The sequence below is a fragment of the bacterium genome (assembly GCA_016708315.1).
GTDB lineage: Bacteria > Zixibacteria > MSB-5A5 > CAIYYT01 > CAIYYT01 > JADJGC01.
The window spans coordinates 320,985-335,097 of sequence record JADJGC010000003.1 but is presented as its reverse complement, the minus strand read 5'-3'; the positions used below and the strand labels follow the sequence as shown (position 1 = coordinate 335,097).

At 52.2% G+C, this 14,113-nt stretch carries 15 protein-coding genes; 1 reads left to right on the top strand and 14 read right to left on the bottom strand.

Features of this window, described 5'->3' with window-relative positions; translation table 11 throughout:
• Nucleotides 1-9 precede the first annotated feature (9 nt).
• The 14 genes from IPH59_04495 to IPH59_04430 all read right to left on the bottom strand — a co-directional run bounded on the left by IPH59_04495 (nucleotide 10) and on the right by IPH59_04430 (nucleotide 13,388).
• A complete protein-coding gene (locus IPH59_04495; protein MBK7090972.1) occupies nucleotides 10-609 on the bottom strand; it encodes a flagellar basal body L-ring protein FlgH in 600 nt (199 codons plus the stop codon).
• Nucleotides 581-1,270, bottom strand: a complete 690-nt coding sequence (gene flgA / locus IPH59_04490; GenBank protein ID MBK7090971.1) for a flagellar basal body P-ring formation protein FlgA — start codon at nucleotides 1,268-1,270, stop codon at nucleotides 581-583. Before flgA ends, IPH59_04495 begins: the two co-directional genes overlap by 29 nt.
• A gap of 2 nt (nucleotides 1,271-1,272) precedes the next feature.
• On the bottom strand, nucleotides 1,273-2,061 hold the full coding sequence (flgG, locus tag IPH59_04485) for a flagellar basal-body rod protein FlgG (protein ID MBK7090970.1): 789 nt from the start codon (nucleotides 2,059-2,061) through the stop codon (nucleotides 1,273-1,275).
• Between the two features lie 14 nt (nucleotides 2,062-2,075).
• Nucleotides 2,076-2,810 (bottom strand): flagellar basal-body rod protein FlgF, encoded by a 735-nt coding sequence (flgF, locus tag IPH59_04480; GenBank protein MBK7090969.1) that lies wholly within the window; start codon nucleotides 2,808-2,810, stop codon nucleotides 2,076-2,078.
• A gap of 538 nt (nucleotides 2,811-3,348) precedes the next feature.
• The gene (locus IPH59_04475) at nucleotides 3,349-3,855 is read right to left on the bottom strand and encodes a hypothetical protein (protein ID MBK7090968.1); all 507 of its coding nucleotides are present in this window, start codon (nucleotides 3,853-3,855) and stop codon (nucleotides 3,349-3,351) included.
• Nucleotides 3,855-5,339, bottom strand: coding sequence for an acetyl-CoA carboxylase biotin carboxylase subunit (gene accC, locus IPH59_04470; GenBank protein MBK7090967.1), 1,485 nt, complete (start codon nucleotides 5,337-5,339; stop codon nucleotides 3,855-3,857). The genes IPH59_04475 and accC overlap by 1 nt, the downstream gene beginning before the upstream one ends.
• A gap of 96 nt (nucleotides 5,340-5,435) precedes the next feature.
• On the bottom strand, nucleotides 5,436-6,230 hold the full coding sequence (locus tag IPH59_04465; protein MBK7090966.1) for an enoyl-CoA hydratase/isomerase family protein: 795 nt from the start codon (nucleotides 6,228-6,230) through the stop codon (nucleotides 5,436-5,438).
• A 2-nt stretch (nucleotides 6,231-6,232) separates the two neighbouring features.
• Nucleotides 6,233-7,840: a methylcrotonoyl-CoA carboxylase gene (locus IPH59_04460; GenBank protein MBK7090965.1), complete on the bottom strand. Its 1,608-nt coding sequence runs from the start codon at nucleotides 7,838-7,840 to the stop codon at nucleotides 6,233-6,235.
• A gap of 6 nt (nucleotides 7,841-7,846) precedes the next feature.
• Nucleotides 7,847-8,239 (bottom strand): Zn-ribbon domain-containing OB-fold protein, encoded by a 393-nt coding sequence (locus IPH59_04455; GenBank protein ID MBK7090964.1) that lies wholly within the window; start codon nucleotides 8,237-8,239, stop codon nucleotides 7,847-7,849.
• Complete coding sequence (locus tag IPH59_04450) at nucleotides 8,239-9,396, bottom strand: thiolase domain-containing protein (GenBank protein MBK7090963.1); 1,158 nt, start codon at nucleotides 9,394-9,396, stop codon at nucleotides 8,239-8,241. Before IPH59_04450 ends, IPH59_04455 begins: the two co-directional genes overlap by 1 nt.
• An 11-nt stretch (nucleotides 9,397-9,407) precedes the next feature.
• The gene (locus IPH59_04445; GenBank protein MBK7090962.1) at nucleotides 9,408-10,349 is read right to left on the bottom strand and encodes a hydroxymethylglutaryl-CoA synthase; all 942 of its coding nucleotides are present in this window, start codon (nucleotides 10,347-10,349) and stop codon (nucleotides 9,408-9,410) included.
• 978 nt (nucleotides 10,350-11,327) lie between these two features.
• Nucleotides 11,328-12,122, bottom strand: coding sequence for a hypothetical protein (locus IPH59_04440; protein MBK7090961.1), 795 nt, complete (start codon nucleotides 12,120-12,122; stop codon nucleotides 11,328-11,330).
• Between the two features lie 118 nt (nucleotides 12,123-12,240).
• Nucleotides 12,241-12,561, bottom strand: a complete 321-nt coding sequence (locus IPH59_04435; protein MBK7090960.1) for a hypothetical protein — start codon at nucleotides 12,559-12,561, stop codon at nucleotides 12,241-12,243.
• A gap of 278 nt (nucleotides 12,562-12,839) precedes the next feature.
• Entirely contained in the window at nucleotides 12,840-13,388 is a 549-nt protein-coding gene (locus IPH59_04430) for a thioredoxin family protein (GenBank protein MBK7090959.1), read from the bottom strand.
• Nucleotides 13,389-13,694: 306 nt separating this feature from the next.
• On the opposite strand from IPH59_04430, the gene IPH59_04425 reads away from it, so the two are divergent.
• Entirely contained in the window at nucleotides 13,695-14,084 is a 390-nt protein-coding gene (locus IPH59_04425; GenBank protein ID MBK7090958.1) for a DUF2007 domain-containing protein, read from the top strand.
• Nucleotides 14,085-14,113 lie beyond the last annotated feature (29 nt).

Below are 14,113 nucleotides of genomic sequence, written 5' to 3'. Positions count from 1 at the left end.
CCATGCTCCTTAGAAAACCCAATTGAGAATTCTGGTAATGAGGCCAGGTTTGGAACCATCTGCGGCTGGTCCCTTGCCGGTGTAATTAATCTTTGCGTTTGCGATGTTGTAAGAGTTGACCGTGTTGTCAGGGTTGACATCGGCGCGGCGCACGATCCCGCTCAGCACCATAGTTTCTTGTTCTGCATTGATCTCGATGTTGCGCGAGCCTTGGATAACAAGGTCACCGTTGTTCCGCTCGGCGATAACTTCGACAGTCATCCGCGCGCGAATGCTTCCACGCCGGCTGTTTGAGCCTTTGCCGTCGTAAGCTGTCTCGCTGGCGTTATTTGCTGAGAACAATGGAATGAAATTGAGCGGTCCAACGCCGCCGGTGCTATTGGTTGAACCATCGCTTGATTCTTCCGTCTTCATCGCCGACTCATTCGAAGCTTCCGTGCTTTCGTAAATGATAACCGTAAGCAGATCTCCGACCCGGTGGGCTTTTATGTCTGTGAAGAAAGATCCGTCCGTACCGACACGCTGGGCGTGTAATGACGGTGCTGATATTCCAGCAAACAACAGCATCAATGCTGCAATTTTAGCGTACGACTGTAACAAGCTGTTCATCCTGAACCTCTGCCATTATGATCTTGTTCGTTAACAGATTCTTGACTTTGATCGACTCGCCGCGTGCTCCTGCCTGACGAGCTTCACCCGATGCGGTGATTTGGACGCTGCCGGAACGGAACATGATCGTGACGTGGTCACCACGCTTGATCACTTCCTCAGGCTTGACCATGCCGTATGTCAGGGTCTTCCCTTGCGGAATCGTGCGGCTTGCTTCCATGCCCTCGATGTCGTCAATTGTTGCGACAAAGGGGTCGGTAAGTGAGTTGATCTCTCGCCGCATTGCGGTGAACATGTCAGCGGACAGCGCTTCACCGCGAGGAACATTTCGTGTCGAGACTAGAGCATCCTGATACCAACGGACCTGCGCGTTGAGGGTAGCATTAGCGACGATTGTCTGATTTGCATATACAAACACCTTGAACCAGCAATTGCCGAATGGTTGCGACTCGCCAATCATTTCGACTCGAAGGCTGTCGTAGACTTCCGGAAACACCGGAGGCACCGTGGAAAGCGTTATCAGATACTCGTAGTTGGTATCGATGAGCTGAAGTCGCAACGCATTCTCAATCTCCAGTGGAGTATTCTTTGTTGCTTGAACGTGACTCGCTGCGAGCAACATTAGTAGTGAGGCGACTGTAGTAAGTAATCTCTTAATCACGGCTATCTCTTCAGGTTGTTGACCAAGCTGCTCATGTCGTCGGCAGTTTGGATTGCTTTGGAGTTGATTTCGTATGCGCGTTGCGCGACAATCATGTTCACCATTTCACTCACGACATCGACGTTGGACATTTCCAGGTAACCCTGATTGATCTTTCCGAATCCGTCTTCCGAAGCCGTGCAGGTAATTGGAGCGCCAGATGCCGGTGTCTCTTCGTAAAGGTTGTGACCGATTGCCGAAAGTCCAGCCGGGTTGATGAACCGCGCCAATTCAATCTGCCCAACTTCTTGCGGATCGTTGGAACCGGCCTGATTGACCGAGACTCGTCCATCAAAGCCGATCGAAATTGAAATCGCGTCTTCAGGAATTGTGATATCGGGTGTTAAGTAGAAACCATCGGATGTCGCAAGGCGGCCATCGGCGGTCAATTTCAGACTGCCGTCACGAGTGTATGCTGTTGTGCCGTCCGGTTTCTGGATTTGATAGAATCCATCACCGTCGATTGCGACGTCAAGCGGATTCCCCGTCTGCGAAAGTTCTCCAACTGAAAACTGTCGGGTAGTTGCAACCGGGCGTGTGCCGTAGCCGATATCGAGTGACGTCGGTGTCACTGCACCTGTCGATGCGGTCACCCCGGGCTTCCGCAGTGACTGGTACATAATGTCTTGAAACTCGACCTTGGACTTCTTGAAGCCGGTCGTATTCACGTTCGCGAGGTTGTTCGCAATGTTGTCAACATTCATTTGCTGGGCGGACATTCCGGATGCAGCAGTTCTGAGAGATCTAATCATCTTACCTTACTCCCTTAAACTCGCGGCAGTTCGTTTACTGCCTTGGACAAAGTGTCATCCTGTATCTGGATCATCTTCTGCCCGGTTTCAAACATGCGATATGAGTCGATCATGTCGACCATTTCGCGCATGATGTTTACATTCGACTTTTCAAGATATCCCTGCCGCACGTTCATCGTGGCAGGTGCGATTGGCAGTACATTTGCCGGGGCCTTAAATAGTGTGCCCGATGTCTTAATCAGTTCACCAGCGTCTTCAAACGCGACCAATCTCAAGCGACTGACAAGAGCGTTGCCAAGTGTGACCACTCCGTCAGTTCCGATAGTGACCTTTTCATCTGTAAGAGTGATTGGTCCGCCTTCGGAGAGGACTGGAAATCCATCAGCATTGACCAGCGTGCCATCGGGACCAAGAGTGAAACTGCCGTTGCGGGTGTAAGCTTCTCCGGTCGGTGTCTCGACTACGAAGAAACCATCGCCTTGAATGGCAACATCCAGATCACGGCCGGTCGCTTCTAGAGAACCTTCAGTATGATCGACATACAGTTTGTCAATCATCCGAACTCCCCAGGAAGGACCATTCAGATTCTTGAGACTTTTGACTTCTGGCTGACTCTTGAAGACACGCAAGAACAATGAGTCCTGCTTGTATCCGGCAGTCTCGGCGTTAGCCATGTTGTTTGCGATCACCTCTTGTTTGCGAACGCGAGGGACCATCGATGCTGCTGTGTTGTAAATACCTTTAATCATAGCAATACTCAGCCACAGCTATTGCAAGAGGCCTGCCAACCCTGAGGACTATTCTGTTAAGTCGTTGTAATTGGTTCAGTTAGAACCATGAAGTTTTTGACGGAAAGGGATTGGATTAAGATGAATACAGAAATAATTTCCGCGCAGTGGCCTATAATTTTCTCAGCGTGGAATCAATTTGTGCGACTTGCTCTTATTGATGAGCTCGTTGACAGCTTTATGGAAATCCTCTTCGGTTACTGCTCCACCGTTTGTCTTAGTGTAAAGAACGCAGTCAAGTTTGTAACCGTAACATTGAAGTGATTCCGCTAAGTAGCAGACATCTGTGTATTGACATTTAATAATGGGTTTATTCTCGCGCATACTCGTCCTTGCTCTGATGTCCTGTCTTTTCCGATTATCGGAGAGACGTGCAAGAAACATTAGGCGAATTGTGAATCGAGATTGTTTGCGTTTATTGGGAAGGAGGCATGTACTGGCAGCGAATTCGAAAGTCCGAGTTTGCTCGACTCAGACTTTACGTCTATTTCAGTAACACCTACTCGGTCTTCGATAGCTCAACGAGGATTTTGTCGGAATCGACAAGTTCGCCTTCAATGCAGTTAATAGCTTTGACCTCTGCAGCGAAAGGTGCAACCAGCGGATTCTCCATCTTCATCGCTTCGACAATGATCATCTTCTGTTTAGGTGCGACTTTGTCGCCTGCCTTCACCAGAACTTTGACAACCTTGCCGGGCATCGGTGCGGTGATCTTTGATTTGTCACCGTGATCACTCTGCTCCGACCCAAACGAATCGGCGTCCTTAGCCGCCGGGAGATCAAACACATACGATTCGTTGTCGGTGAGAACGAATACCTTGTTGCGAGCCCTTATCGCCGTCACTCGCATCACCTTTGTAGCATTGCGCAGAATGAATTCGTTTTCACCGCATGGCGTCACTTCATAACGCTGATTCTTGCCGTCGCGTACAATCAGCAGTTTCTCGCCTTCACGTTCGGCGCGAATGTCAACTGCCGTTTCGTTGCGGAATAACTTCAGATCCATTACAGCTCCCAAGATCCCAATGCTTGCCAGGGAGAAATCTCCAGCTCCTGAAGCGTATCAGATGACGCCGCGGCCTTTCCCGACATTGCCAAAGCCGCTCCAGCGTACGCTGCATCAAGCTCTTTGTCGGATTCCGATTCCGCCCATTCGGGCAGGTACTTATCAATGAAGCCTGTGAAGAGATTTCCGGCTCTGTATTCCGGATGGCTAAGACAATCAATGAGGAATCGAACATTGTTCTTGATTCCAACTATACGATAGTCTTTCAGCGCCAAAATCATTCGATCAATCGATTCGTCGCGAGTGCGTCCCAACGCTATTACTTTCGACAAGATTGGATCGTAGTAGATCGGCACTTCGAACCCGGAATAAACGCCGCTATCAACACGAACATTTCCCCCTACCGGCTCCTTGAGATGCAGTATCTTTCCCGGAGAAGGCAAGAATCCGGTCGCAGGATCTTCTGCATAGATGCGACACTCGGTTGCATGGCCGCGCATCTTAACATCCGACTGGGAAAATGAAAGTTGGTCTCCCGAGGCGATGCGGATCTGCTCTTTGACGAGATCAATACCGGTTACCATCTCAGTAATCGGGTGCTCTACCTGAATTCGCGTGTTCACCTCAAGGAAATAGAAGTTGCCGTTATCATACAGAAATTCGACAGTACCCGCTGAGATGTACGAAGCCGCCTTAGCCGCTGCAACTGCCGCGTCACCCATTTTAGTGCGAAGTTCAGGAGTCAACGCCAGCGATGGAGTTTCTTCGATAATTTTCTGATGTCGTCTTTGAATTGAGCACTCGCGCTCGAAGAGGTGAATCGTGTGGCCAAAACTGTCCGCAATTACCTGTACTTCGATGTGGCGCGGATGGCTGAGGTATTTTTCGAGATACACCGTTGCATCGCCAAACGACGACTTAGCTTCCCGCTGTGCGGCTTCTACGGCCTCCTGCAATTGCGCCTCGTCGTTGACAATGCGCATTCCTTTGCCCCCGCCGCCGGCAGCTGCCTTGACAATGATTGGGTAGCCGATCTTGTTCGCCAACGATTTGAAATCGTCGATGCTGCCGGACTTGACTTCGCCGCCAGGAACTGTCGGCACGTTAGCCTTGGACATCATCGAACGCGCGCCAAGCTTGTTTCCCAAAGCTCGAATCGCCCTCGGTTGCGGGCCGATAAACGTCAGCTTGGCATCCTGAACTGCTTGAGCGAATTCGGCGTTCTCCGCCAGAAAGCCATAGCCCGGGTGGACAGAATCGCACCCCGTTTTCTTCGCGGCATCAATCAGCTTGGGAATGACGAGATAACTCTCGTTGGCCGGCGCTGGTCCAAGTAATACAGCCTCAGTTGCGAGACGGACATGCAGGGCTTCGCGATCGGCCTCGGAATAGACCGAAACCGTCGGTATCCCCATTTCGCGGGCGGCACGCATGATGCGAACCGCAATCTCTCCGCGGTTGGCGATTAAGATTTTTTTGAGCATCTATCACAATCTATTGAGCGGCCATGTTCTTCGTGGGCCGCGCACAGCTTATTCTCATTTTTGTTGTGGCAGTTCTCGCTGCCTGTTTTCCTGGCTTTAGTCGCCTTCAATCACCCAGTTGGGCTTGCGTTTATTCAGGAAGGCGTCCATACCCTCTTGCCCCTCTGGTGATTGCCGCAAGTCCGCTATGACTCGAGCAGTATACTCTTTGTAATCGTCCACTGATTGTTGCGGTACAGTCTGAAGCAGTTGCTTGCAGACCTTGATTGCCTCAGGACCAGACGATAGAAGCGACTCTACGAGACCGTTGACAGTCGCATCAAGCAAATCATCCGGCACCGAGCGATTGACCAATCCTGCGGTCAAAGCGCGCTCGGCAGTTAACCGTTCGCCGGTAAGAAAGAACTCGCGCGCTCTTCCTTCTCCCACTCTCTTAATTACGTAAGGCGAAATACACGCAGGTACAACGCCAATCTTGACTTCGCTAAAAGAAAACACCGCACTCTGCGCAGCTACAGCAATATCGGTAACTGCGACAAAGCCTGTGCCACCGCCGATTGCCGCACCATTTATGCGGCCAATTACCGGTTTCGGAAAAGAGTAGATATCGTAAAACAAATCAGCCAGTCGCCGCGCTTCATCGAGATTATCTTCGTAAGCTGCACTGCGAACATCGCTCATCCAATTCAAATCGGCTCCGGCGCAAAAAGATTTACCCTCGCCGGTTAAGATCACGACGCGAACATCCTGGTCGGTCTTCAGCCGCTTGAATGCAAATGTCATCTCATCGATAACCTGCGCATTGAAGGCGTTGTGAACTTCCGGACGACAGAAGATCACTCTTCCAATCGCACCCGCTGTTTCGACTCTGACTGTCTTGCCACCATTCATCATTACATCCTAAACACGCCGAATTGCGGCTCCGGAATCGGCGTATTGAGCGACATTGAAATCGCCAACGCCAGCAAATCACGCGTCTTCTTGGGATCGACAATTCCGTCGTCCCATAATCTTGCAGTTGAGTAATAGGCCGAAGACTCCTGTTCGTACTTTGCAAGAGTCGGCTGTTTGAACTCGGCTTCCATCTCAGGCGTAAGTTTCACGCCCTGCTTGGCGAGCTGTGACTTTTTCACCGTCCACAGCACATCGGCAGCTTGTTCGCCGCCCATAACACAGATTTTTCCATTCGGCCACATCCACAAGAAATTGGGGTCATATCCCCTTCCGCACATGGCATAGTTGCCGGCTCCGTACGACCCGCCAACTATCACCGTAAACTTCGGTACCTGCGCATTTGCGACAGCATGTACCAATTTTGCGCCATCACGGGCAATTCCGCCATGCTCATATTTCTTGCCGACAATGAAGCCGGTGATGTTCTGCAGGAAAATCAGAGGTATCTTGCGCTTGGCGCAAAGTTCAATGAAATGCGCTCCCTTGAGCGACGATTCGCTAAACAACACACCATTGTTCCCCAGAATGCCCACCGGATATCCATGGATCCGCGCGAATCCGCAGACCAATGTCAGTCCATACAACGCCTTGAATTCCTGGAATCGGCTCCCATCGACAATTCGAGCAATGACTTCTCTGACGTCAAATGGTTGCTTCAAGTCGGTGGGAACAACACCATAGAGTTCTTCCGGATCATAGTACGGCTCTTCCGTCTTGGCACGATCAAGCTCGAACTTCTTCGAGCGATCCAAAGTCTCTACGATGTTGCGGCAAATCTGAATCGCGTGGTCATCGTTTTGTGCATAGTGGTCGGCTGTACCGGAGATACGGCAATGCACATCTGCACCGCCCAGGTCCTCATCTGTGACCTCTTCACCTGTTGCAGCCTTCACCAACGGCGGCCCACCAATAAAGATCGTCCCCTGCTTGCGTACGATGATTGCTTCATCCGACATCGCCGGAACATAAGCACCGCCAGCCGTACAAGAGCCCATAACGCAAGCGATCTGAGGAATCCCCAATGCTGAGAGTGTCGCTTGATTATAAAAGATCTTTCCGAAATGATCTCGATCCGGGAAAGTCCCTGATTGCTCCGGCAGGAATATCCCGCCAGAGTCCACTAGGTAGATGCACGGAAGATGATTCTTGCGAGCTACTTCTTGCGCACGCACGTGCTTCTTGATTGTGATGGGGAAATATGTCCCGCCCTTGACAGTCGCATCATTGGCGACAACGACGACTTCACGACCATGCACGACGCCAACACCGGTGACCATTCCGGCCCCTGGTGCATCATTGTCGTACAGTTCCCAAGCAGCCAGCGGCGACAACTCCACAAACGGTGTGTTATCGTCGAACAGCTTGGCGAGTCGTTCGCGTGCGGTCAGTTTGCCGCGTGATTTATGGCGCTCGACAGCCTGCGGCGGTCCGCCCTTACGCACTGTCTCTAAGCGGTCACGGAGTTGCTCCATTAACCGCTTGTTGTCTTCTTGGTTCTGTATGTACTCGGGCGATTTTGTGTCGATCTTCGATTCTATTCGATACATCGACCGTTACATCACCGGCACAAGTTTATAGCCGTACGCCAAAACGCCTTCGTGTCCATCGGTCTGAACCCTACGGAACTCGATCTGCAATTCCATTCCAGTCTTGATCTGGTCGGCAGGCATGTCGACGATTTGCGCCGTCAACTTTGCGCCTTCCTTGGTCTCAAGGATACCCAGCGCATAAGGAGAGATGTCCTTGAACTGGCTCGCCGGCGTATGAATCACGGTGAAGCTCAACAGCTTCCCGCGCTCGGACAATACTATCGTCTCGAATTCTCTACCCTGACACTCGCGGCAAATCAACCGCGGCGGGAAATAAACATGTCCGCACTTCTTGCACTTTCCTGCTTCCATCCGATAGCGTTGCGCCATCTCACGATGATATCTTGCCGGATTCATTAAGCCACCTCCATCACATGCACGACGGAGCTGCCACCGGAGCCGCCCATATTTTGTGTCATGCCGACTTTTGCATTTTTCACCTGACGCTTACCGGCTTCACCGCGAAGCTGATACGCAATTTCGATAGCCTGCGCTACTCCCGTTGCTCCCACCGGATGACCTTTTGACTTCAATCCACCGGACGGGTTAATCGGGAACTTACCTTCGATACGAGTCTCACCGTTGGCAGTAGCTTCTGCGCCCTTGCCGCAAGCAAAGAATCCGAGTGACTCGGACACGATGATCTCGGCTATCGAGAAGCAATCATGAACTTCGGTGACATTGATGTCATGAACGTTCTTCCCTGCCATCTTTAACGCAGCCATTGACGACACCTTCACTGCATCGAGTGACGTAAAATCACGGCGATCGTGCAACGCGATCGTATCCGTCGCCATCGCCGATCCGAGAATTCGAATCGCCGGCTTGTCAGAAAGTTTCTTCGCCATCTCCAGCGGGCAGAGAATCAACGCCGCCGCTCCGTCGGTAATCGGCGAACAATCCAGAATTCGCAGCGGATCAGCCACCATCACCGAGTTGTTCACTTCGTTGACGCTGATCTTCATCTGATACTGCGCATTCGGATTGAGCAGGCCGTTGTCGTGATTCTTCACCGGCACCGCCGAAAGCTGGTCGCGGGTTGCGCCAAACTTCTCCATATATGCACGCGCCATCAAGGCATACAAACCCGGAAAGGTCGCGCCATTATATACTTCGTATTCCTGATCGGCTGCGGTCGCCAACGCGTAGGTCGCGCCGTCGCCGGAAACATCGGTCATCTTCTCGACACCGCCGACGAGCACGATATCACTCATGCCGGATGCTACATCAATGAATCCCGCACGGAGCGCGGCTCCACCTGATGCGCAGGCTGACTCAACTCTGGTCGCGCCCAAATAGCGCTGGCCAAGATAGTCGGCCATGATCGAGCCGATATGTTCCTGCCCGACAAACAAGCCGCCGGACATACAGCCAATATACATGTGGTCGATCTTATCGACCTTCGTTTCTCCAAGGGCGTTCAGTGCCGCTTCGACAAAGAGATTGCGGAAGGACTTCTCCCACAACTCTCCCCATTTCTGCAGTCCTACGCCGATTATTGCTACATCACGCATTTATGTTCTCCTCATATCTTAACTCCAGCTAACCCCCTCAGCGGGGCCCCCCCGGGGCGGGGCGCGGGGGGAAACCCCCCCCAATTCGCATTCTTCAAAATCTTCCTGCGGAACTTGGCGTAGGTGCCATAGTCGATATAGTACTTCTTGTCGTCGAGCAGCGTGAAGGTCTTGGTCGTGATATCCTGCACCTCTTTGATGCGATCAGTCACCGTCCAAATGAAGCCATCCGAGCCCGCGCCCGAACCGTACGACACCATGAAAATCTTGTCGCCCGGTTTGGCGTGGTCGAGGATTGCCGTTAAACCCAGCGGCGAAGCACCCGAATAGGTGTTGCCCAAACGCGGGGTCAGGCCGTGCTGCGGATAAAATTCATGTTCGCGACGCCAGAAGTCCGGCGTGTCGGTCATATATGAGGTCGTGAAATCGCACTCCGCGACGAGATTCTTGTCTCCCATCACAAACGCCGCCGCTCCTGCGCCAGCCGAATACTCAAGCGCATCGCCCGGGGCGCCTTGCGAAGTGTCCGCTGCGATACCCATTCCGTACTCGATTTCTCCAGCTTTGACCAAAGTCATCGCCACGAACATTCCCTCGGTACCAGCCTTGCAAGCGAATTCAAAATCCGCCACACGGCAAAACGGCACCGCGCCGATAGCCTCGGCGACAACCGTTCCGGAGGGCTTTACGGCGTACGGATGCGACTCCGAACCGATATACATACAGCCGATCTTCACTCCCGGGATGCCGGCACGCTTGAGTGCGCGCTTGGCGGCTTCAACCGAGAGAGTAATCGTATCCTGATCCGGCGGCGGAACCGACTTTTCGGTCAGTTCGAGGCCTTTCTTGTAGGACGGAGCATCCGCGCCCCAGGTCTTGGCAATTTCCTCGACCTTGATGCGATATCGCGGGATGTGGGCTCCGTAACCGACAATACCAACTTTCTTGGACATAGGTTACCTCATAGCTCTATTAAATAAGTTCTCAAATTCACAATTTCGGGCCCTCTTGGGCGCATAATAACAACAAAATGGTACGTCAGTTAGACGTGAAGATTGTAAACTTATGTTTTATGAGGTAAATGTCAACCGGAATTGCAGGGTAAGAGCCCGACCGAGGCCTCTTAGCGTGCCATCCCGACGAAAGTCGGGATCCAGTTTCGGTCCACTTATTCGTTGCGGCAGGTCCTCCGAGTCTCGACCTCGCACTTAATCAGACTTGCAGAATCACTCTCTTTGGGACGACCCCCCCCCCCCCCATGCCCCGCCCACCCTCCCCTCCCTTTTGTTCGCTCCCCCGCCACTCGTCCGGCCCCACCCGCCCCTCCCCCAGCACAAATGGACCCAGATTCAGGCGACAAAAAAATCCAAAACAAGACCCCCCAAAAAAACAGGCCCCCCTTAAAATTTCATACTTCTTCTTCATTTTTTTTCTTCCTTTTTGGGGTGGCCTTCCGGGTCCGGGACGCCGCCCTGCCGTTCCTTGTCCCGCCGTTCGGGCCCCCCCTCTTTTTTGCCCCCATCGCCCCCCTGTTTTTCGTGTCCCCGGGCCCTCCCCCCCCCCCGTTAGGGGTTTTGTTGCCTGTTTTTGGCTGGGGGGGGGGCCTGGGGCCCCCGGGGAAGGGGGGGGGGCCGCCCGCCGCCACGCCCCGGGGGGGGGGACCCTCTCCCGGGGGCAACTTCCCCCCCCTCTTTGCCCCCACCCCCACCCTTGTTTTGTCTTGTCGGTCTTTGCCTGCCGGAAAGGGCGGGCGTGGCCGAAAAAGTGGGGGACTGCGGTGGGGGGCCGAAGGCCGGGGGTCGGCCTTTCGGCCGCGGGGGCGGCTCCCCGGCCGAGGCGGCGGGCCGGCGGGGCCCCGCCCCTGCACTTACTCGCAGAGTCACTCCGTTCGGGACGAGGGCGACCTGGCGAAACAATAAAAAAACGCCCTATCAATCTTCATCGCGCCTCAATAGGAAGCGCAACGTACCACGTCGGTAATCGAAGTCTCGTCTATCCCAGTAGTCCTTCTCTGTGAGCTGCTTGCCGTCAGACCGCAGCAAATCATAGATCGCGATCGAATCCCCGCCGACCTCAAAGACAAAGTGTAGTTTGTGACCCAACGAATCCGCAAAGACAATATTGTCAAATTCCGGCAGTCCTTCGATGTCTGCCAAACCAACCGCAAACCCTCGCCATTCAGGATAACCGGTAACCCTGCGCTCCGAAGTGAGTTTGATACTGTACGCCTTGCCCGTAATTGCGTCCTTCAATATCCAATTGCCGACAAATATCCGCGCTTCGAAAAATCTTAACTCAATATCGAGAAAGTAGTTTGTTAGGCTCGGCGTTTGGCTGGAAAACTTACGAAAAACTATGTTCGAGTCATATTTGCAGTCAAGACATGAAATGGTGGAATCATCCAGTGCATAGATTGCAAGTGCTGACGAAGTGTATGGCCCCGTGAGAAGTAAAGTATCACCGGTGAGAACTGAATCGGTATACCAAATTCCGTCGCTGAAGGCGTGAAGATCTGTTGTGTCGGCATGAAATTCCAGAACAATTTGATTAAGAATGAAATGGCGACTTCTGTAGAGAGAACCGGTGCGCCACATCTCATTGTAGAATGCACTATCGACCCACATTCCGCTGAAGAACGAGCGGTCCCTTTGCCCGGCACAAGCTGTGGCTGAAATGCCAATCTGAAGCAGCACAATTGTACAGAACCACATTCTTTTCGATGTCATATTTCCTCTCCACTCACATACCCGTTAGAAGGTCCGCCCGTTGTGGTTCGGACCTGTTTTTCAATCCGGGAAAGTCAATATCTTAGTTGGCTTCATGGACGCAACGCATTAATGCCATCTACCACAGATCTCTATCAATTACCTCAAAGCGCAATTCACCTTCGTATGGATTCTCATAGTCTCCCGATTCAAAGCCATCATATTTCCAAAAGCCGTCTCTCGACGAATCAGGATAGAAGAACAGAGTTAGTTTTTGGTCGAGAATGATCTCAATACTTTCATGCAGAGGGTTAGCAGGGTCACTTGAATCAGCGCCATAGTGCAAAAATCGAATGCGGGCACCATCGAATAGTTGGTATGATGCTCCCACCGTTTTTGCCGAAGATCGAAACTCCTCTGGAAGCTGCGCTTGCAAGGAATCGAACTGCTCCAACTTCATTGGTAAGGATTCGATTTTGCGCGCCCTTTCGTCTCTTATTAGCATGATACCAAAGAAGAATATCAGAATACAGCCCGTCCAGACGATTGCCGTCCGTGCGAGGAACGTTAATGGCATAAGTACCCTTTCTTTAGCGCTTACAATAATTGTGCTTGAAAATTATATGGAGGCTGTCAGACTTTGTAAAGTCAAATTAGAGCTACTGCTCGATGAGGAATCCGGGGCAACTAATTTTCTCTCATCCGGGACGAGGGCAGAGTGCTGAAACAACAAACTGACTACTTCCCCGACACGACCTGCCAGAGAAATTCTGCATATGACTTGGCGGGGAGATAGCCGACGCGTCGGTTCGTCTCGTTTCCCTGCTTGTCGAAGACTATGGTTGTGGGAAGCGCCCTGACATTCAAGACTTGTTTAGCCGCCTCATAACAACTAATGGTGTCGCTGGCGATAACGATGAGGCTGTCGGAATCGGAATCGAAAGTGCACGCATCAAAACAGCTGTCGACCCAACCCATGACACTGCGGTCGTGCATCGTCTCATCCATCAGCTTTTTGCACCAGCCGCACCAATCCGCACCGATGATCAAAATCGAATACGGTTTCTTGTCCAGACCGGCAGACCAGATAACATCGGTCGACGTCCAATTTATGACATCTGCCAGTGGCTCGTCGCCGTATACCCATTCCGGAGTAACGGGTTGGACCGGATCATCAGCGCAGCCACAGATGGTGAGACAAGCGAAAACCACACCAACGAAAACGGCGACGTGCATTAATCGGCAATTTCGTACCTTACAAACTTCGAGATTCGAATTCGCAAACATTTCAACACCTCCCGCCTTTGATTAGTAAGGATTAAGGCGATGAGTTAATCTACCAAACGGTCCGCAATCAGCAAAGCTGTTTTCTCATCGTGGCGCGTCTCGCAACTCTCGCGCCTTACGGTCCGACCACGCGTTGCCCAAACCCAACAAACCGCTACTGCGAGCCATCTTTTCATTTCCAGCCCCATCTGGCGTCAAAGTTGTATGAATGCATGCTTCCAGATAGACTTATTGTCCAATCGTTTTATTGCAGCCTGCTTTGGCGATTATGCTATATTCCCTTCAACCCATTCCCAAGGAGTCACCATGCCCTTCTGTCCCAAATGCCGCGCCGAATATGAAGCAGGCACAACCCGCTGCAGCGATTGCGAGGAAGCACTCGTTGCCGAACTGGCGCCGGTCGAAACTGAATTCACACCGACTGACTATGACAATTGGAAATGCGTCGCCAATTTGACCTCGACTGCATATGCAGAAATGATCCAGGAAGCCCTGCGCGAAGCCGGTATCCCCGTCGTCGTGCTTTCGCAGTCCGGATATTTTGGCACCAGCGGCATGATGGGAACCGCGCTTTTCAACTCCGCCGGAGCCGGCTACTCCGTAATGATTCCCGAAGACCACATCACCGAAGCTGACGCTATCGCCACTGAAATGTTCGGGGAGATTTGGACTTCTGCGCGTATCCCTGCAGAGTAGTCCACACAACTGCAAGCAATAAGGTCCAA

Excerpts from the sequence above, each read along its gene's own strand:
- flgG (MBK7090970.1), bottom strand. The coding sequence starts at position 2,061 with ATGATTAGATCTCTCAGAACTGCTGCATCCGGAATGTCCGCCCAGCAA.
- IPH59_04455 (MBK7090964.1), bottom strand. The coding sequence starts at position 8,239 with ATGAATCCGGCAAGATATCATCGTGAGATGGCGCAACGCTATCGGATG.
- accC (MBK7090967.1), bottom strand. The coding sequence starts at position 5,339 with ATGCTCAAAAAAATCTTAATCGCCAACCGCGGAGAGATTGCGGTTCGC.
- IPH59_04465 (MBK7090966.1), bottom strand. The coding sequence starts at position 6,230 with ATGAATGGTGGCAAGACAGTCAGAGTCGAAACAGCGGGTGCGATTGGA.
- IPH59_04445 (MBK7090962.1), bottom strand. The coding sequence starts at position 10,349 with ATGTCCAAGAAAGTTGGTATTGTCGGTTACGGAGCCCACATCCCGCGA.
- IPH59_04450 (MBK7090963.1), bottom strand. The coding sequence starts at position 9,396 with ATGCGTGATGTAGCAATAATCGGCGTAGGACTGCAGAAATGGGGAGAG.
- IPH59_04425 (MBK7090958.1), top strand. The coding sequence starts at position 13,695 with ATGCCCTTCTGTCCCAAATGCCGCGCCGAATATGAAGCAGGCACAACC.
- IPH59_04435 (MBK7090960.1), bottom strand. The coding sequence starts at position 12,561 with ATGAAGTTGGAGCAGTTCGATTCCTTGCAAGCGCAGCTTCCAGAGGAG.
- IPH59_04495 (MBK7090972.1), bottom strand. The coding sequence starts at position 609 with ATGAACAGCTTGTTACAGTCGTACGCTAAAATTGCAGCATTGATGCTG.
- IPH59_04460 (MBK7090965.1), bottom strand. The coding sequence starts at position 7,840 with ATGTATCGAATAGAATCGAAGATCGACACAAAATCGCCCGAGTACATA.
- flgF (MBK7090969.1), bottom strand. The coding sequence starts at position 2,810 with ATGATTAAAGGTATTTACAACACAGCAGCATCGATGGTCCCTCGCGTT.
- IPH59_04440 (MBK7090961.1), bottom strand. The coding sequence starts at position 12,122 with ATGACATCGAAAAGAATGTGGTTCTGTACAATTGTGCTGCTTCAGATT.
- IPH59_04475 (MBK7090968.1), bottom strand. The coding sequence starts at position 3,855 with ATGGATCTGAAGTTATTCCGCAACGAAACGGCAGTTGACATTCGCGCC.
- IPH59_04430 (MBK7090959.1), bottom strand. The coding sequence starts at position 13,388 with ATGTTTGCGAATTCGAATCTCGAAGTTTGTAAGGTACGAAATTGCCGA.